Origin of the sequence: Mesorhizobium sp. C395A (assembly GCF_030323205.1) — a bacterium.
In the GTDB taxonomy this organism is placed as follows: Bacteria; Pseudomonadota; Alphaproteobacteria; order Rhizobiales; family Rhizobiaceae; genus Mesorhizobium.
On sequence record NZ_CP100473.1, the window covers coordinates 4,599,489 to 4,615,939 of the forward strand.

Consider the following 16,451-nt stretch of genomic DNA (forward strand, 5'->3'; position numbering starts at 1 on the left):
AGGTCAGCGCTGCCCTCATCCCCCTGCCGGGACCTTCTCCCCGTGAACGGGGAGAAGGAAGGCTTCGGCCGAAGGCCGAGCCCGCGACTGCGGGCCGCCGGCTTTCCGGCGCCCCCGCGGGGGGCCCGCCGCGGCAGCGGCGATACGGCCCGTGAGCGAATAAACTATGCCGCCTTCTTCTTCGGCTGGATCAGGCCGCGCTCGACCAGCAGCTCGGCGATCTGCACCGCGTTCAGCGCCGCGCCCTTGCGCAGATTGTCGGAGACGATCCACATCGACAGGCCGTTGTCGATGGTCGAATCCTCGCGGATGCGCGAGATGAAGGTGGCGTCCTCGCCGGCCGATTCCAGCGGCGTGATGTAGCCGCCATCCTCGCGCTTGTCCAAGACCTGGCAGCCTGGCGCTTCGCGCAGGATATCGCGCGCCTCGTCGGCGGTGATCGGCTTTTCGAACTCGATGTTGACGGCTTCGGAATGGCCGATGAACACCGGCACGCGCACACAGGTCGCCGTCAGCTTGATCTTGGGGTCGAGCATCTTCTTGGTCTCGGCGACCATCTTCCACTCTTCCTTGGTCGAGCCGTCGTCGAGGAAGACGTCGATGTGCGGAATGACGTTGAAGGCGATGCGCTTGGTGAACTTCTTGACCTCGACGCCATCGGCGACGAACACCGCGCGGGTTTGTGTAAAGAGTTCGTCCATGCCTTCCTTGCCGGCGCCGGATACCGATTGATAGGTGGCGACGACGACGCGCTTGATGGTGGCAACATCGTGCAGCGGCTTCAGCGCCACGACCAGCTGCGCCGTCGAGCAGTTCGGATTGGCGATGATGTTCTTGCGGGTGAACAGCGAGATCGCATCCGGGTTCACTTCCGGCACGATCAGCGGCACGTCCTGATCATAGCGGAAGGCCGACGAGTTATCGATGACGACGCAGCCCTGCTTGCCGATCTTCGGCGACCACTCCTTCGAGACGTTGCCGCCGGCCGACATGATGCAGATGTCGGTGTCGGAAAAATCATACTGGTCGAGCGTCTTGACCTTCAGCGAACGGTCGCCGAACGACACTTCGGTGCCCTGGCTGCGCCGCGAGGCCAGCGCCACGACTTCGCTTACCGGAAAGCCGCGCTCTTCCAGTATGTTGAGCATTTCGCGACCCACATTGCCCGTGGCGCCGACTACCGCAACCTTGAAACTCATCAGAAATCTCCTGTCCCTCTCCGCTTGGTTTTTGGAGAAAACCCGCCGGCCAATGCGGGTTTCGTCCCCCGGGCCGGACCCGGGAGAGGGTGGTTAGGCCAAGGGAATCACACCGTTTTGGTGGTGGTTTTGGCCATAGTTTTGCTGGAACGGTAAGACGCGCCAACGCGCCCGGCCCCATGATTGTGGCCGGGGAAGTCGAATGCAAGAAGAGCCATCAGAAGGCCGCGCATCGAAAATGATCCCGTTCGATGCCGGCTTTTACGCGGTTTGCGTCAGGAGTCAATTGCGGCCAGGCACACGCCTGCCCTGTACAATAGCGGCCGCAAGAAGTACGAACGCCCAAATAGTGTTTGGCTGGCGTGCGTCAGCCCCGGCATGTGCTCCATGATGAGCCCAGACCCTGAATTCCGAAAGAGTGAGATGTCCAATTTCGAAGCTATTGTTCCTGCGCTGGCAGAAGCGCTGGAAAAACGCGGCTATACCGAGCTGACGCCAGTGCAGAAGGCCGTGCTGGAGCTCGGCGAGTCCGACGCTCTGGTGTCGGCGCAGACCGGCTCAGGCAAGACCGTCGCCTTCGGCCTCGCTTTGGCGCCGACCCTTCTTGGAAGCGCCGAACGTTTTGACCAGGCTGGCGCACCGCTGGCGCTGGCCGTGGCGCCGACGCGCGAGCTCGCTTTGCAGGTGATGCGCGAATTGCAATGGCTCTACGCGCCGACCGGCGCCACCGTCGCGTCCTGCGTCGGCGGCATGGACATGCGCTCCGAACGGCGCGTGCTGGAGCGCGGCGCCCACATCGTCGTCGGCACGCCCGGCCGCCTGCGCGACCACATCACCCGCAACTCCCTCGACATGTCGGCGCTGAAAGCCGTGGTGCTGGACGAGGCCGACGAGATGCTCGACCTCGGCTTTCGCGAGGACCTCGAATTCATCCTCGATGCCGCACCGGCTCAGCGCCGCACGCTGATGTTTTCGGCCACCGTGCCGCGCTCGATCGCCACGCTGGCGCAAGGCTATCAGCGCGACGCCGTACGCATCTCGGCCGGCGGCGAGGAAAAGCAGCATCTCGATATCGAATACCGGGCGCTGAATGTCGCCTATCCCGACCGCGAGAACGCCATCATCAACGTGCTGCGCTTTTACGAGGCGAAGAACGCGCTGGTGTTCTGCAACACCCGCGCCGCCGTCAATCATCTGACGGCACGCTTCAACAACCGCAATTTTTCCGTCGTCGCACTGTCGGGCGAGCTCAGCCAGAACGAACGCACCCACGCGCTGCAGGCGATGCGCGACGGACGCGCCAAAGTCTGCATCGCCACGGATGTCGCCGCGCGCGGCATCGACCTGCCCAATCTCGAACTGGTCATCCATGCCGATCTGCCGACCAATCCCGAAACGCTGCTGCATCGCAGCGGCCGTACCGGCCGCGCCGGCCGCAAGGGTGTCAGCGCGCTGATCGTGCCCAACGGCGCCCGCAAGCGCACCGAGCGCCTGCTGCAGAATGCAGGGCTGAAGGCGACATGGGCGAGCCCGCCCTCGGCCGACGACGTGATCAAGCGCGATGACGAGCGCATCCTTGCCGATCCAGTCTTCGACGAGCCGGTAGCCGAGGACGAGCGCGGTTTCGTCGACACGCTTCTGGCCAGGCATGGCGCCGAACAGATTGCGGCCGCCTTCGTGCGCCAATGCCGCGCCAGCCGCTCGGCGCCCGAGGAGCTTACGGATGTCGCACCGTTCACGCCTTCGCGTGACAAACCGGCGGGCGAAAAATTCGAGCGCCGCGATGAAGCGCCAAGCCGGCGCGACGACTTCGGCGACAGTGTCTGGTTCTCGCTGTCGATCGGGCGCAAGCAAAATGCCGAGCCGCGCTGGCTGATCCCGATGCTGTGCCGCACCGGCAACATCTCCAAGCGCGAGATCGGCTCCATCAAGATGCAGCAGGATGAGACCTACGTGCAGATCGCGGCCGACTGGGCCGATCGCTTCCTCGCCGCCGTCGGCCCCGACAAGAAATTGCAGGGCAACATTGCGGTGAAGCGCCTGGACGGCACGCCCGACCTGTCGCGGGCCGGCTACCAGGCGCCGAAGCCCGACAAGAAGCCGCATCGCGGCAAGCGCCCGTTCGAGGCGCCGCAAAGCGCACACAAGCCGAAATTCGAGAAGCGGGAACGGCCCCCGGCGATGCAAAGCCTTGGGCCGGGAAACCGAAATTCGACAAGGCTGGACCGCCGAAGAACAAGAAACCGAAGAAGCGGCCGGTTTGAGGCTCTTATCGGCCAATTACAGATGTAGGCGCTGCCCCTCATTGCCCTGCCGGGCGTTTCTCCCCGTATAGTGACGGGGAGAAAGGGCTGACCGCAGCCTTGGCGCTCTCTTGCAACGTTGGCGATTGGCGGAATCGTCGATAACAGCGACCCCTCTCCCCGCCACTATACGGGGAGAGGATGCCGGCAGGCAGGTGAGGGGCAGCGCCAACGCACCGGAAAATAAAGCAACTCATGCCTGAACCGTTCGCCCTCCATTTCGTCCACCCCCTTGCAGTCCGCCGCAACTTTGAACAGTCTGTGCCTGCACGGGGGCGAGGCTAAATGCGCGGCGAAGTTCTTCACTATGACGAGGCCCAGGGTTTCGGCTTCATCACCGGGGCGGACGGCAACCGCTACACCTTCGCGCGCGAGGATCTGCGCCGTGATACCGTGATCGCGAACGGCGCTGTGGTCGAGTTTCTGCCGGCAAGCGGTCAGGCGCGCGACGTTTTTTCAATCCGCGCCCAGCCCGCCAGTCCCGCCACCGCTGCGCCAGCGGCAAGCGCCGCGCCGCCCAAGGCGGCTGCCGCTTCAGCCGCCCCACAGCATTTCGGCCGCCTGGCGGAAGACGGCGCGGTTCGCGATAGCGGACTGCCGGGTTATTTCTGGCGAGGCGTGACGCGCAACTACATCAACTTCGCCGAACGCGCCCGCCGCAAGGAATTCTGGGGCTACTGCCTGTTCTGGACCGTCAGCTTCATCCTGGTCGGAATTGCCGGCGCCCTCGCCGACCAGGCCGTCGGCAATTTCGATGCCGGCAACTGGCCGATTGTGATGATCGGCGTCTGGGGGCTGTTTTGGCTAGCGACGTTCCTGCCCTGGGTCGGGCTCGTCGTGCGCCGCTTGCACGACATCGGCCTGACCGGCTGGCTGGCAATACCTTACTTCGCAATCACCTTCATGTTCGCTCCGGCTACGCTGATCCTCGCGCTGATACTCGGATTGATCCCGACCCAGGCCCACGAAAACCAGTGGGGGCCGGTGCCTAGAGGAGGCGGAGCCTAGACCCGCACCAAGAAATGAGCAGCCGGCTGTTTGCGGACAGCCGTGCTATAACAATGGCTTAGGTCGCAGCCGGGAAGGCAGCTGCTGTTTTGACCGAACGAACGAAATATTTCTCTTGCCATTTAGTCTGTGCACAGACAATCTGTGCAATCATCAAATCGACGATCGAAAACGGATGGCGGAGCCAAGACAAATGTGGACCAACGAGTACACCGCAATTTCCCCCTTTCGGCGCAGGCCATCTGGAACGCGCTCAAGGCGCTGCACGAAGGCCGCCTCACCTACGAAGGCTCCGATACCTTCGTGCTGCACGGCCCGTTCGCCAAGGGCACCCGCGTCTCTGTAACGCCCGTCGGGCAGGACACCTTCGAATCGACGATCGTCGACCTCGTCGACGCTGTAACCTATGCCGACGAGACCTCGTTCGGCGACACGAAACTGCTGTTCAGGCATACGCTGACGCCGGTCGAGGGTGGCACTCAAGTGACTCATCGCCTCGAGATTTCCGGCCCATCGGCCGCCGAGGTCGGACCAGAGCTCGGGCCGCAGATCAGCGGCGATTTCGACACTTCGATGGCTAAACTGTTCGAACAGGCAATGGTGTTGGCGAACGGTGGCTGATCAAGGGGATCTGAACACGCGCTTCAGCGGACCATCCGAGAGCCCCGGCTTGCTGCTCTGGCGAACCACCATGCGCTGGCAGCGCGTCATGACGGCGGCGCTGGCCCCGCTTGACCTTACCCATGTCCAGTTCGTGCTGCTGGCTTCGGCGATGTGGCTCGGCCGATATGGCGAGCCGCCCAACCAGGTCCAACTCGCCGCGCAGGCCGGCACCGAGGTGAAGATGACGTCGGACGTCGTCGCCCGGCTTGAGGCAAAGGGACTGATTGTGCGGGACACCGACCCGCGGGATTCCCGCGCCAAGGTGATCCGCGTCTCCACGACGGGGACGGCCGCAGTCCAGCGCGCTATCGTCGCCGTCGAAGCCGCCGACGCTGCTTTTTTCTCAACCGTGGATGAGGCGCAACTCGTCGGCCTGCTGAAACGGCTGGCCGGCGAGATCCGCTGAGTCGGCCGCTAAGCCAGGAACTTGGCGATGATGGCATCGCCCATTGCGACAGTGCCGACTTCGGTCATGCCCTCGGACAAAATATCCTTCGTCCGGAGCCCGTCGTCGAGCACGGCGGCTATTGCGCCTTCGAGCTTGTCGGCCTCATCGACCATGCCGAAGGAATATCGCATGCACATGGCAAACGACGCGATCATGGCGATCGGGTTGGCGATGCCCTGTCCGGCAATGTCGGGCGCCGAGCCATGCACCGGCTCGTACAGCGCCTTGCGCTTCCTGGTCTTCACATCGGGCGCGCCGAGCGAGGCCGACGGCAGCATGCCGATCGATCCGGTCAGCATGGCGGCGATGTCGGACAGCATGTCGCCGAACAGATTGTCGGTGACGATGACGTCGAACTGCTTTGGCCAGCGCACCAGCTGCATGCCGCCGGCATCGGCCAGCATGTGGTCGAGCTTGACGTCGGCATAGCGAGTCTTCTGGGTCTGGGTGACAACCTCGTTCCACAGCACCCCGGATTTCATGACGTTGCGCTTTTCCATCGATGTCACGTGGTTCTTGCGCGTGCGCGCCAGCTCGAAGGCGACGCCGGAAATGCGCTCGATCTCGAACGTGTCGTAGACCTGCGTGTCGATGCCGCGCTTCTGGCCGTTGCCGAGATCGATGATCTGCTTCGGCTCGCCGAAATAGACGCCGCCGGTAAGCTCGCGCACGATCAATATGTCGAGGCCCTCGACGACTTCCTGCTTCAGCGAGGACGACGCGGCCAGCGCCGGATAGCAGATGGCGGGCCGGAGATTGGCGAACAGCTCCATATCCTTGCGCAGCCGTAGCAACCCGGCCTCGGGACGCACCTCGTAAGGCACCTTGTCCCATTTCGGCCCGCCGACGGCGCCGAACAGCACGGCGTCCGCAGCCATCGCCTTTGCCATGTCGGCATCCGAAATCGCCGCGCCATGCGCATCGTAGGCGCAGCCGCCGACCAGACCCTCATCGGTGACGAAATCACTGCCGAGCTTGACGTTCATGGCTGCGATCAGCTTCTTCACCTCGGCCATCGCCTCGGGGCCGATGCCGTCGCCGGCGAGCAGGAGAAGATTTTTCGAAGCCATGGAGAACCGTCCCAACACTGTTTGGAGAAACCGCGGCCTTGCTAAACGCCAAGAGCTTGCGGCGCAAGGGGATGAAGAACGCTACGACGGCGCCCGCCTCTCAGAACCTGGGTTCCTCGCCCTCGACAGAGGCGGGGGAGAGGAACAAATCACTTATGCGACAAAATATTCACCAACCGGCCGAACGGATCGCGCAGATAAAACCGCCGTACGCCCCACGGCTCGTCGGCCGGACCGTATTCGACGGCAAAGCCGGCGGCCTTCATGCCCTGCAGCGCCGCATCGACATCGTCGACCTCGACGGAGAGGTCCGGCACCGGCGTGCCGGAGCCGCCCTGGGCCATGAAGCTGATCTGCACCTGCATCCGTTCGTCGGACCCGTAGGTGACGATCCAGCCCTGATCCATCAGCACATCGAGGCCAAGCACGTCCTGATAGAAGCGTTTCGCCGCCGCCGCGTCCTGCGTCCCGATATTGGCTACGATGCGCCGGACCGTCATGGCTTTGGCCTCCTCAAGCCGTGCGCTGCAGCGCCGTGACTTCGATCTCGATCTTCATTTCCGGCTTGTTGAGCTGGCACACGATCATCGTCGCCGCCGGCCTGATCTCGCCGAAAGCCTCGCCGAGGATGGGGAAGACGACGTCCGCGATGGCCTGGTCGGTGATGTAGTAATGCGCCCGCACCACATCGGCCATGTCGAAGCCGCCATCCCTCAGCGCCTCGGCGATGGTCGCCAGGCAATTGCGCGTCTGCGCCTCCACCGTTTCCGGCATGGTCATCGTCGCATAGTCGTAGCCGGTCGTTCCCGACACGAAGCACCAGTCGCCCTGCACCACCGCGCGCGAATAGCCGGCGGTTTTTTCGAAGGGCGAACCGGTGGAGATGAGTGTGCGCATGGAGCCTCGCTGTGGTTTCGGACACTTTGCAGGGAAAGGGCCGGCTAGGCCATGGGCCAAGTCAGGTGCAAATCTTGGTCGTCGGCGGGACAGCACCCCCCTCTGGCCTGCCGGCCATCTCCCCCTCAAGGCGGGAGATTAGCAGTTCGGACGCCTTTCTCGCTTTCCACATTTGCGATTGGCGAAAGCCAGAGTGACGTCTGATCTCCCCCCTTGAGGGGGAGATGCCCGGCAGGGCAGAGGGGCGTGTGACGGATCGCGACGAAACAAGCATGAACACCGAGTGTTCGCCGCGCTGCCGCGAACTCTAGTTCCCCGACTCCTGCGCCTTGTCCATTGCTTCCTTCACATCCGCAGGCCAGGTCTTCACCGGCGGCCAGGCCTGCGGCTCGCCATTGTCGCCGCGCCGGGCGAAGTAGAGCGTGTGCTTGGCCGGGTCGACCGCCATGAAACCGTCATTGCTGCCGCATGCGTGCGGCACGCAGCCGGTGGCGTAGAAGGGGCCCGACGCCATCTTTTCGGTGCCGCCGCCGACCAGCAGGCTGGTTGCCATGTCGGGCATGGTGTCGCCGAGCAGCGTCTGCGCCGCGTTGTAGACGGCCTCATTGTGGAAGGCGTCGATGATGTTCTGGTATTTGGCCGGATCGACGTCCTTCCAGTCCGTACCCGGCTCCGGCGCGTAGGTCAGGTCGCCCGAGATCGTCAGCCCGTCGCTGGGCGACCATTGCAGCGCTTGCTTCGTATCGCCCGGCAACAGATACGGCACGAAATAGATGGCGTTGTCGGCCACCGCCGCCGGCGGCGCCCCGCATTCGTCCTGTTCGACCTTGAGGCTTTGTATCTCGCCGCCTTCCGGCTTCCAGACGATGACCTTGGCCGGGCCGCACTGGTTGCCGCCGTCGCCGACATCGACCAGCGCCACGTCGACGCCGCCGACCTTGACTGTTCTGTCGAAGAACACGTCATAATTGCTGGCCAGCTGCTTGCCGTCATAGGCCAGCACCTTCTCGCCATCCTGCTCCGGCTGGGTGATGGTCAGCTGCCCGCCCTCGAACGGGACCGGCCCCTGGCTGTCATCGTCCGCCAGGGCCGCATTGTTCGACGCGCCCAGATCGGCGGCGGACGGATCTTCTGCCGGCACGAGTATCTTGTCGGTCTGTGCTTGCGCGCCGGCCACCGGCATCAGCATCCACGCCAGCGCGCAGGCGCCGGCAAGAAGAAAACGTGTCATGACTGTCCCCTCCGTTCAGCCGCCACGAACCCGGCTTTGTGGCGGCCGGGCCATCTCGTACCACTCAGGCCCAAGGACGCTCGGCAGCGTTCTTCTTCTCGAACGAGGCGATGGCGCCGGCCTTCTCCATGGTCAGGCCGATATCGTCGAGACCGTTCAGCAGGCAGTGGCGCTTGAAGTCGTCGAGGTCGAAGGTGACCACGCCGCCGTCGGGGCCGCGGATTTCCTTGGCCTCGAGGTCGACCGACACCGTCGCATTGGAGCCGCGCGAGGCGTCGTCCATCAGCTTCTCCAGGTCTTCGGGGCTGACGGTGATCGGCAGGATTCCGTTCTTGAAGCAGTTGTTGTAGAAAATGTCGGCGAACGACGTCGAGATGACGCAGCGAATGCCGAAATCGAGCAGCGCCCACGGCGCGTGTTCGCGGCTCGAACCGCAGCCGAAATTGTCGCCGGCGACCAGGATCTGCGCCTTGCGGTAGGCCGGCTTGTTGAGCACGAAGTCGGGGTTTTCCGAGCCATCGTCCTTGTAGCGCATTTCGGCGAACAGGCCGCTGCCGAGCCCGGTGCGCTTGATCGTCTTGAGATAATCCTTGGGGATGATCATGTCGGTGTCGACATTGACGATCGGCATCGGTGCGGCGACGCCGGTGAGCTTGGTGAATTTTTCCATGGCTTTTGCCCGTTCTTGATCGAATTCGTTGCGTCAGGGTTTGCTGCGCCCGGTTTACACAAAGCCGCCGGCAAATAAAAGGCAACTGTTGGTGCGCGGCCCGATCGAAAGATCGGCGGCAAACGTCTTTAAAACCGGCCGCCGCTGGTGCACCTTGCGCCCATGACCACACAATCGAATATTATCTATGCCAGTGAGCCTGAGCTCGACGTCGCTGAATTCCGCCGCGTGCTGGTCGAATCCACGCTCGGCGAAACACGCCCCGTCGATGACGACGCCCGGCTGCAAGCGATGCTTTCAGGCGCGAACCTGGTGCTCACGGCGCGGCTCGACATCGAAGGCAGGCCGCTGATCGGCGTTATCAGGGCCATCACCGATTTTTCCTGGGTGTGCTACGTCTCAGAGCTCGCCGTGTCGCAATCGGCGCAAGGCGTCGGCATCGGCAAGGGCCTGATGGACGAGGCCCGCCGGCAGCTTGGGCCTTCGGTCGCCATCAGCCTGATCTCGATGCCCGACGCCGTCGGCTTCTACGAGCGTATCGGCATGAAGCGCATGGCCGACGCGTTCTGGTTCTCCCGCGAGGGCTGACGCCGCATCGGGCGCAATTGCCGACCGGGTTGGGCAGTCAAGGCGGGCAAGGTTATCGGGCAATGCGGAACGGTGTTCTGGACCCTGCTGAGCAACGCCTCCTTGCCGCCCTTGACCCGCGCTTCATCCGGTCCACATCCCCAGCATGGGAAATCGCCGATCTCTCATAGGCACCGCCGGCTGGGGAATTCCGTCTCGATACAAGGCTGAGTTTCCGCAGTCCGGTTCGCATCTCGAACGTTACGGAAAACGCTTTCCGGTCGTCGAGATCGACACCTCGTTCTACAAGCCGCACCGCCGCGAGACCTATGAGCGCTGGGCTCACGCCGTGCCGGAGCACTTCCGCTTCGCGGTCAAGGCACCGAAGAGCATGACCCATGAGCATCGCCTCGCCGATTGCGAGGGGCTGACAGAGGACTTTCTCGGGCAGGTCGAAGGTCTCGGCGAAAAGCTGAGCGTGCTTCTGGTGCAGCTGCCGCCGAGCTTGCCCTTCGAGCCGGAGGTCGCCGGCGGTTTCTTCGACATGTTGGGCAAGCGTATCCGGGCAAGGCTGGCATGCGAGCCGCGCCATCCCACCTGGTTCAGTGCCGAGACGGACGCACTGCTGGCCGGTCACCAGGTCGCCCGGGTCGCCGCCGACCCGGCTTCGGTTCCGGAGGCAGCAGGGCCGGGTGGCTGGCCCGGCCTTGCCTATTTCCGCTGGCACGGCGCGCCGCGCATCTACCATTCGGGTTACGATACCGAAACGCTCGACCGGTTTGCGCGGCAAGTGGAAGCAACGGCCGCTTCCGGTGCCGAGGTCTGGGGGATTTTCGACAACACGGCCGCCGGGCATGCACTGGGGAACGCGATGGCTGTCAGTGCGATGGTTGCTTAGACGCTCGCGGGACAGCACCCCCTCTGGCCTGCCGGCCATCTCCCCCGCAAGGGGGGAGATCAGATGCCGCGACCGCTTCGCCAATCGCCGACGTTGCAAGAATGGCGCCTTCGCCGAAGCTGCCAATCTCCCCCCTTGCGGGGGAGATGCCCGGCAGGGCAGAGGGGGTGGGCGGGAACTCGACAGAGCGATCCTATTCCGCCCGCCTCAAATCACGTTCAATTCCCGAAACGCCCGCCCTTCGACCACCCGTTCGTACCCAAACGCCGAGCAATCCACCGTCCGATACCCGCCATGCACCAAAAGCTCCGCCAGCGCCTTGCCGACGGCCGGCGCCTGCTGCAGCCCATGCCCTGAGAACCCGTTGGCGAAGATGAAATTCTCGACCTCGGGATGCGGTCCGATCACCGCGTTCTGGTCGAGCGTGTTGTAGTCGTAATGGCCTGCCCAGGCGCGGGTCGGCTTGATCGCCTCGAAGGCGGGGATGCGGGTTGCCAGCACGGGCCAGATCACCTCTTCGAACAGCGGCCAGTCGACGTCGAAATCCCGGGGGTCGGCGGGGCCATCGCCCTCCTCCGGCTCGGCGCCGCCGGTGAGATAGACCGAGCCTTCAGGCCGGACATAGATGCCGGATGGGTCGACCAGCAGCGGCATGTCGGCGTATTTTGCCCGCGCCTCGAAGACGAAAACGTTGCGCTTGCGCGGCTCGACGGGCAGCACGAGTCCCGCCATGCCGGCCACCTTGCCGGCATTCGGCCCGGCGGCATTGACGACGATGCCGGCTTGCAGTCTTTCGCCGTTGTCGAGGTCCACGCCGGTGACGCGGTTGCCCTGCCTCTCGATGCCGGTGACGTCGGCGGCGATGAAATCGATTTGTCTGTCGCGCAGCGCCTTGCGGAACAGCGTCAGCATCGCATGAGCGTCGAACCAGCCCTCGCCGCTGCGGCCGAAGGCGCCGGCGCTGATGCCTTCCGTCGACAGCCACGAAAAGCGCTTTGCCAGCTGGTCGGCATCCTCGAGCAGAATGTCGGCGCCCTCGGCGACCTGTGCTTGGTGGTTGGCTTTCAGGATCGGCAACCCGGCCTCGCCGGCCAGGATGAGATAGCCGCCTTCGCGAAAACCGATATCGGCGTCGGTGCCGAAGGTCTCCTTCAGCCGCCGGAACAGGTTTAGCGTGAACTGCGACAGCCGGATATTTTCCGGAATCGAGAATTGCTGACGGATCGAGGCCATGGACAGCGTCGTTGCCGCATGGGCGAATTGCGGGTCGCGTTCGATCAGCGCGATGGAGCCGGAAAAGCCTTCCTCGCGAAGGTAGTAGGCGACCGAGGAGCCGACGATGGCTCCGCCGATGATGACGGTGTCGTAGCGCACTTTGTTCTCCGATCCACCAGCCCTCACGCGGCTGGCAAGGAAATCTCGAAGCGCGTGCCGCGCCCGGAGTCAACCAGCGCGATCGTGCCATCATGCGCTTTCAGGAGGGCCAGCACGATGCCGAGGCCCATGCCGGTGCCGCCGGACTCGCGCCGCGTGGTGAAAAACGGCTCGAAAATGCGCGCCCTGTTGCTCGGCGAAATGCCGGCGCCATCATCGCTGATCGCAATCGTCACTTTGCCGTCGGCGCTGGCAGCCGCCAGCAAAACCTGGGTCGCGCCGTGCCTGGCGGAATTGTCGATCAGGTTGGCAAGCACGATCGCCGCATTCTCGGCCGAGATGCGCAGACCGGTTTCGCCGCCCGTCTCGATGGTCACAGCCAGCCTGCCGTCCACCGGCAGCAATGCCAGCGCCGCATCGAGCGACGTGCTTTCGCCGCTCGGCGCCAGGTTTTCCGCGCGCGCCAGATCGAGCAGGCGCCGTACCAGCAGATTGAGCCTTCCGGCATCGTTGACGATGTTGCCGGAAAACCGCTTGCGCTCTGCCGCGTCCATCGCCTCGCCGGAATCGCGCAAGAGTTCGGCCGCGCCCTGGATCGCCGTCAGCGGCGATTTGAGCTCGTGCGAGACATGGGTGGCAAAGGTCTGGATCGAGTCGGAGCGCGCCTGCAGCTTTTCGGCCATGTCGAGAAAGGCCGCGGACAGCTCGGCCATTTCGCGCGTGCCGTGATGGTCGAGCGGCCGGATCGCGTCGCGGTCGCCGGCGGCGATGCGCCTCGTGCGCTCCATCAGCGCGTAGATCGGCCGGCTCACGGTGCGCAGGAACACCAGCGCGATCAGCAGCATGCCGAAGAGCATGGCGATAGCCGCCAGCGTCACCTTGCCGCGCTCACCATAGAGATGCTTGACGATGTTGTTCGGCGTTCGAGACAGGTAGATCACGCCGGCGACATGGCCGTCGACCGCGATCGGCATGGCGACAAAGACGCGAACTTTCGTGCCGCGGCTGACCGAATAGAGGGGCGGTGGCGGCTGGTCGGGAATTCTTTGTCTCAACACGCTGGCGTAGTGGCCGGCAAGGGCGGTGCGCACCTCTTCGACATTGGCCAGCGATAGTCCGACCTCGTCGCGCCCGGCAATGACGACGCCATGCGGGTCAAGCAGCCGGAAGCCGGCCAGGGTGGTTTTCTGCGTGGTGTCCAGAATGCCCGACAGCCGCGCGCCGATCGCTGCAAAGGCCGGATCGGTGGCGGCAGCGACGCCGGCGGGCCGGGTCGGCAGCAAATAGTCGGAGGCGAGATCGAGGGTAGGCTCGATCGGCTGGTAAGGCGTGTCGTCGCCGCGGCTGGCTTCGCCGCTGTCAGCCTGCATCGGCACCCCAAGCTTCTCCGGGGCAATGGCGGCGTCACTGATATTCTGCGCATAGATGGCGGCGATGACCGCGCCTTGTGCGATCAACTCGCCCTCGGTCTGGCGGATCAGCTGGTTTTCATAAAGCCGGAAGAAGAACAAGCCGACCAGCGGCAGCGCCAGCACCATGATGAGGATGGCGAGAACCACCGTGGCCAGCCTTGGCCGCCATTTGGTGCCGATCCATTTGGCGTCGCTCAGGCGCCGCATCGGCCGAGCCGGAAACCAACGCCATGCACGGTTTCGATGGCGTCGAGACAGCCCGCCGCCCCCAGCTTGGCGCGGATGTTGCGGATGTGGCTGTCGACGGTACGGTCGGCGACATGGATGTTGGCGGCATAGGCGCTGGCGACCACCAGGTCGCGCCCCAGCACATGCGCCGGCCGCGCCAGAAATCCCTTCAGGATCGAGAATTCGATCGCCGTCAGCGCCAGCGCCTTGCCGTCGAAACTGGCGCCGTGGCTGGCCGGCACCAGGCTGAGCTTGCCATGCGCAAAGGCCCTGTCATCGGCCGGATCCGGCGCCAGCGGGCGGGCGCGACGCAGGATGACATTGACGCGCGCCACCAGTTCACGCGGGCTGAACGGTTTCGTCACATAGTCGTCGCCGCCCATCTCCAGTCCAAGGATACGGTCGATTTCTTCGTCACGCGCCGACAGGAACAACACCGGCACATCGGAGCGCTGCCTCAGCCGCCGGCAGACTTCCAGCCCGTCCATCTCCGGCATGCCGATATCGAGCACGACGAGGTCGGGCTCGCGGCCTTCGATCGCCTGCAGGGCGGCTGCGCCGTCAGCGACGGCCTGCGTCTTCATCCCGGCCCTCTCCAGCGCAAAGCAGATGATCTCGCGAATGTGCGGATCGTCGTCGGCGACCAGGATCTGATGCGGCATGGATCTAACGGTCCGGCACTGAAGGTTGCGAGGGCTGGGTAGGTGGAGGAAGCACGAGCGGACCTCTCTTGTCGAGAACCTGCAGGAGCCTCCAGCCGCGAAAGCTCCAGGCGCGCCACTGCTTCTGCTCGGCGATAGTGTCGTCGATCATCATTTGGTCGGCCAGACAGGTGGTTTGGTTTCCGAATTGGTGCATGTAGAGGCGGTCCAGCGCCGGCATGGCGGCAGCGCCGAGCGAGCGCAGATATTCGGTATCGATAGGCGTGCCGTCGCCGGTCATTTCAAGGGAATGGTCGACATTGAAATTGGCGCTCATTGCGGCGAAGTTGATGAAGCAGCAGGCATAAAGCGTCGCCGATAACGTCGCAAGATTGGCGGAGAGCAGCCATTCGTTGGATTTTCCAAGCGCGATGCGGGCAATGATCAGTACAAGCCCTGACGCCACCAACCCCATCCAGACGAAAGCCGCGATGCGCCAGTAGGTCAGTGCATAGACGCCGATATAAAGATCGAGCCTGAGAATCGACGAAATGACCAGCACGATGTTCTGCGCCACCCAGGCATAGACCAGTCGGCGGATCAGCGGATCGCTTGACGTTTCGCTGCCCGGCCGCAGCGCCGCCAGCACGAAGCCGGCGGCCAGCAGCGCGGTGGCGATCAGCGGATAGGCGCCGCGATGCGCATAAGCGGCATAGCTCAACCCGTCGGGAAGGGCGACCCCGCCCCAGAGATAGGCGGCGTCGAGCCCGGTCTGCAGCGCAAACAGGCCGTTGAAGACGATCAGCGCGCGCAGGATCGCGGCCTTGCCGAAGACGACGTCCTCGATCGTCGTGGCGGGTTTGGTCGCAGCCGGTGCGGCCACGGCTGCAGGCGGCGCCAAAGGTGGAAGGCGGCGCAGCAAGCGCGGCAGGCGAGGCCGCAGGAAAGCCCAGACGCCGGCGAGCACGAACAGCCAGAAGACGATCCGCGCCAGCTGGATGAGATCGAGCAGCTTCATCAGGTCGATCAGTGACAGCCAGTATTCGATGACCGGATTTGCGGCGCCGAACGAGAACAGGAACACCGCGCCCAGCGTCACCGGCATCACCCAGACGATGATGGACGCCAGGCGGATGCGGCGGCCGCCAAGCCGGCGCACCGTGCGGCGCCATTGGAAAAAGTCACGGATAAGGCGCAGCGGCGCCGCCAGCAGGAACAGCGCGACCTGGCCGGCAATGCGGGCGATGCCGTGCCGTAGCCGCCCGGACAGGGACAGCGCAAACACCACCAGCGCCACGACAGCTATCGCCACCGACAGCGGGCTGACGTTCTCGGCTAGCGGCAGCAGCGCGACGAACAAAGCGGCCGGCTTGAGCCAGGGTCGGGTGGAATTCAGCGCGGCAGGATGCACAGCGACCACCGCGCCGGCGATCAGGATGGCAAACAGCAGCACCGTGATCCCGGCGGGCTGGCCGTAAAAGAAAAAATCCGCCAGCGCGACGAGCAGGACGGCGATGCCGAAGCGGCTGGAAAAGCTTGCAAACGATGTCATGCGCGGATTTTCCTGATGGGCTGGGTCCGCTCGGCCGGTGGGCGGATAAAAGGGAGCAGGCTCGCTTCCAGGTAAGGGCGGGCCTCCGTCCGGGGCGGATCCACCAACCACCAGCTTTCGCTGCGCAGGCGATAGGGCAAGGACCAACGGTTTCGCTGTTGCATGCCGCTGTTGTGGTGGCTGCGCATGGATACGGCAGGGCGCAGCGGAGGAGGTTTTCCGCAGGGATGTGCAGTTCTCGTGCAGGACCTGCGCTTCCAGCCGAGGCGCTGCCCGCCATCTTTCCGGAC

At 64.3% G+C, this 16,451-nt stretch carries 16 protein-coding genes; 6 read left to right on the forward strand and 10 right to left on the reverse strand.

Annotated features, from left to right (window positions below):
* Window positions 1-164 precede the first annotated feature (164 nt).
* The gene (locus NLY37_RS22510) at window positions 165-1,199 is read right to left on the reverse strand and encodes an aspartate-semialdehyde dehydrogenase (protein WP_023671698.1); all 1,035 of its coding nucleotides are present in this window, start codon (window positions 1,197-1,199) and stop codon (window positions 165-167) included.
* A 423-nt stretch (window positions 1,200-1,622) separates the two neighbouring features.
* Here NLY37_RS22510 and NLY37_RS22515 point away from each other — a divergent pair, with 423 nt between their 5' ends.
* From NLY37_RS22515 to NLY37_RS22530, 4 genes are all read left to right on the forward strand, one after another.
* On the forward strand, window positions 1,623-3,491 hold the full coding sequence (locus NLY37_RS22515; protein WP_353621606.1) for a DEAD/DEAH box helicase: 1,869 nt from the start codon (window positions 1,623-1,625) through the stop codon (window positions 3,489-3,491).
* A gap of 296 nt (window positions 3,492-3,787) precedes the next feature.
* Complete coding sequence (locus NLY37_RS22520) at window positions 3,788-4,510, forward strand: DUF805 domain-containing protein (RefSeq protein WP_023730273.1); 723 nt, start codon at window positions 3,788-3,790, stop codon at window positions 4,508-4,510.
* A gap of 195 nt (window positions 4,511-4,705) precedes the next feature.
* The gene (locus NLY37_RS22525; RefSeq protein WP_245270971.1) at window positions 4,706-5,131 is read left to right on the forward strand and encodes an SRPBCC family protein; all 426 of its coding nucleotides are present in this window, start codon (window positions 4,706-4,708) and stop codon (window positions 5,129-5,131) included.
* 70 nt (window positions 5,132-5,201) lie between these two features.
* Window positions 5,202-5,579 (forward strand): MarR family winged helix-turn-helix transcriptional regulator, encoded by a 378-nt coding sequence (locus tag NLY37_RS22530; RefSeq protein WP_023683823.1) that lies wholly within the window; start codon window positions 5,202-5,204, stop codon window positions 5,577-5,579.
* Window positions 5,580-5,587: 8 nt separating this feature from the next.
* On the opposite strand, the gene leuB is transcribed toward NLY37_RS22530, so the two are convergent.
* The 5 genes from leuB to leuD form a co-directional block, all read right to left on the reverse strand.
* Window positions 5,588-6,691 carry a 3-isopropylmalate dehydrogenase gene (gene leuB / locus NLY37_RS22535; RefSeq protein WP_023742087.1) on the reverse strand — a complete coding sequence of 368 codons (1,104 nt, stop codon included), beginning with the start codon at window positions 6,689-6,691 and terminating at the stop codon, window positions 5,588-5,590.
* A 149-nt stretch (window positions 6,692-6,840) separates the two neighbouring features.
* Entirely contained in the window at window positions 6,841-7,191 is a 351-nt protein-coding gene (locus NLY37_RS22540) for a VOC family protein (RefSeq protein WP_023742086.1), read from the reverse strand.
* 13 nt (window positions 7,192-7,204) lie between these two features.
* Window positions 7,205-7,588, reverse strand: a complete 384-nt coding sequence (locus NLY37_RS22545) for a RidA family protein (protein WP_023742085.1) — start codon at window positions 7,586-7,588, stop codon at window positions 7,205-7,207.
* A gap of 307 nt (window positions 7,589-7,895) precedes the next feature.
* Window positions 7,896-8,819: an Ivy family c-type lysozyme inhibitor gene (locus NLY37_RS22550; RefSeq protein WP_023742084.1), complete on the reverse strand. Its 924-nt coding sequence runs from the start codon at window positions 8,817-8,819 to the stop codon at window positions 7,896-7,898.
* A gap of 64 nt (window positions 8,820-8,883) precedes the next feature.
* Complete coding sequence (gene leuD / locus NLY37_RS22555) at window positions 8,884-9,489, reverse strand: 3-isopropylmalate dehydratase small subunit (RefSeq protein ID WP_023694556.1); 606 nt, start codon at window positions 9,487-9,489, stop codon at window positions 8,884-8,886.
* Between the two features lie 162 nt (window positions 9,490-9,651).
* Between leuD and NLY37_RS22560 the strand changes: the two genes are divergently transcribed.
* Window positions 9,652-10,077, forward strand: coding sequence for a GNAT family N-acetyltransferase (locus NLY37_RS22560; protein WP_023694557.1), 426 nt, complete (start codon window positions 9,652-9,654; stop codon window positions 10,075-10,077).
* Window positions 10,078-10,222: 145 nt separating this feature from the next.
* Entirely contained in the window at window positions 10,223-10,954 is a 732-nt protein-coding gene (locus tag NLY37_RS22565; RefSeq protein WP_023742083.1) for a DUF72 domain-containing protein, read from the forward strand.
* 207 nt (window positions 10,955-11,161) lie between these two features.
* Here NLY37_RS22565 and NLY37_RS22570 read toward each other — a convergent pair whose 3' ends face one another.
* The 4 genes from NLY37_RS22570 to NLY37_RS22585 are packed head-to-tail and all read right to left on the reverse strand — an operon-like array spanning window position 11,162 to window position 16,161.
* The gene (locus NLY37_RS22570) at window positions 11,162-12,328 is read right to left on the reverse strand and encodes an NAD(P)/FAD-dependent oxidoreductase (RefSeq protein ID WP_023742082.1); all 1,167 of its coding nucleotides are present in this window, start codon (window positions 12,326-12,328) and stop codon (window positions 11,162-11,164) included.
* A gap of 23 nt (window positions 12,329-12,351) precedes the next feature.
* Window positions 12,352-13,947 carry a sensor histidine kinase gene (locus NLY37_RS22575; protein WP_023710262.1) on the reverse strand — a complete coding sequence of 532 codons (1,596 nt, stop codon included), beginning with the start codon at window positions 13,945-13,947 and terminating at the stop codon, window positions 12,352-12,354.
* On the reverse strand, window positions 13,935-14,630 hold the full coding sequence (locus NLY37_RS22580; protein WP_023742081.1) for a response regulator transcription factor: 696 nt from the start codon (window positions 14,628-14,630) through the stop codon (window positions 13,935-13,937). The genes NLY37_RS22575 and NLY37_RS22580 overlap by 13 nt, the downstream gene beginning before the upstream one ends.
* 4 nt (window positions 14,631-14,634) lie before the next feature.
* Window positions 14,635-16,161 carry a DUF4153 domain-containing protein gene (locus NLY37_RS22585; protein WP_023742080.1) on the reverse strand — a complete coding sequence of 509 codons (1,527 nt, stop codon included), beginning with the start codon at window positions 16,159-16,161 and terminating at the stop codon, window positions 14,635-14,637.
* Window positions 16,162-16,451: the final 290 nt, after the last annotated feature.

Bases quoted from the DNA above. Each gene is read 5' to 3' on its own strand.
- NLY37_RS22510 (WP_023671698.1), bottom strand. From the start codon at position 1,199: ATGAGTTTCAAGGTTGCGGTAGTCGGCGCCACGGGCAATGTGGGTCGC.
- NLY37_RS22515 (WP_353621606.1), top strand. From the start codon at position 1,623: ATGTCCAATTTCGAAGCTATTGTTCCTGCGCTGGCAGAAGCGCTGGAA.
- NLY37_RS22520 (WP_023730273.1), top strand. From the start codon at position 3,788: ATGCGCGGCGAAGTTCTTCACTATGACGAGGCCCAGGGTTTCGGCTTC.
- NLY37_RS22530 (WP_023683823.1), top strand. From the start codon at position 5,202: ATGCGCTGGCAGCGCGTCATGACGGCGGCGCTGGCCCCGCTTGACCTT.
- leuB (WP_023742087.1), bottom strand. From the start codon at position 6,691: ATGGCTTCGAAAAATCTTCTCCTGCTCGCCGGCGACGGCATCGGCCCC.
- NLY37_RS22540 (WP_023742086.1), bottom strand. From the start codon at position 7,191: ATGACGGTCCGGCGCATCGTAGCCAATATCGGGACGCAGGACGCGGCG.
- NLY37_RS22545 (WP_023742085.1), bottom strand. From the start codon at position 7,588: ATGCGCACACTCATCTCCACCGGTTCGCCCTTCGAAAAAACCGCCGGC.
- NLY37_RS22550 (WP_023742084.1), bottom strand. From the start codon at position 8,819: ATGACACGTTTTCTTCTTGCCGGCGCCTGCGCGCTGGCGTGGATGCTG.
- leuD (WP_023694556.1), bottom strand. From the start codon at position 9,489: ATGGAAAAATTCACCAAGCTCACCGGCGTCGCCGCACCGATGCCGATC.
- NLY37_RS22560 (WP_023694557.1), top strand. From the start codon at position 9,652: ATGACCACACAATCGAATATTATCTATGCCAGTGAGCCTGAGCTCGAC.
- NLY37_RS22565 (WP_023742083.1), top strand. From the start codon at position 10,223: ATGGGAAATCGCCGATCTCTCATAGGCACCGCCGGCTGGGGAATTCCG.
- NLY37_RS22575 (WP_023710262.1), bottom strand. From the start codon at position 13,947: ATGCGGCGCCTGAGCGACGCCAAATGGATCGGCACCAAATGGCGGCCA.
- NLY37_RS22580 (WP_023742081.1), bottom strand. From the start codon at position 14,630: ATGCCGCATCAGATCCTGGTCGCCGACGACGATCCGCACATTCGCGAG.
- NLY37_RS22585 (WP_023742080.1), bottom strand. From the start codon at position 16,161: ATGACATCGTTTGCAAGCTTTTCCAGCCGCTTCGGCATCGCCGTCCTG.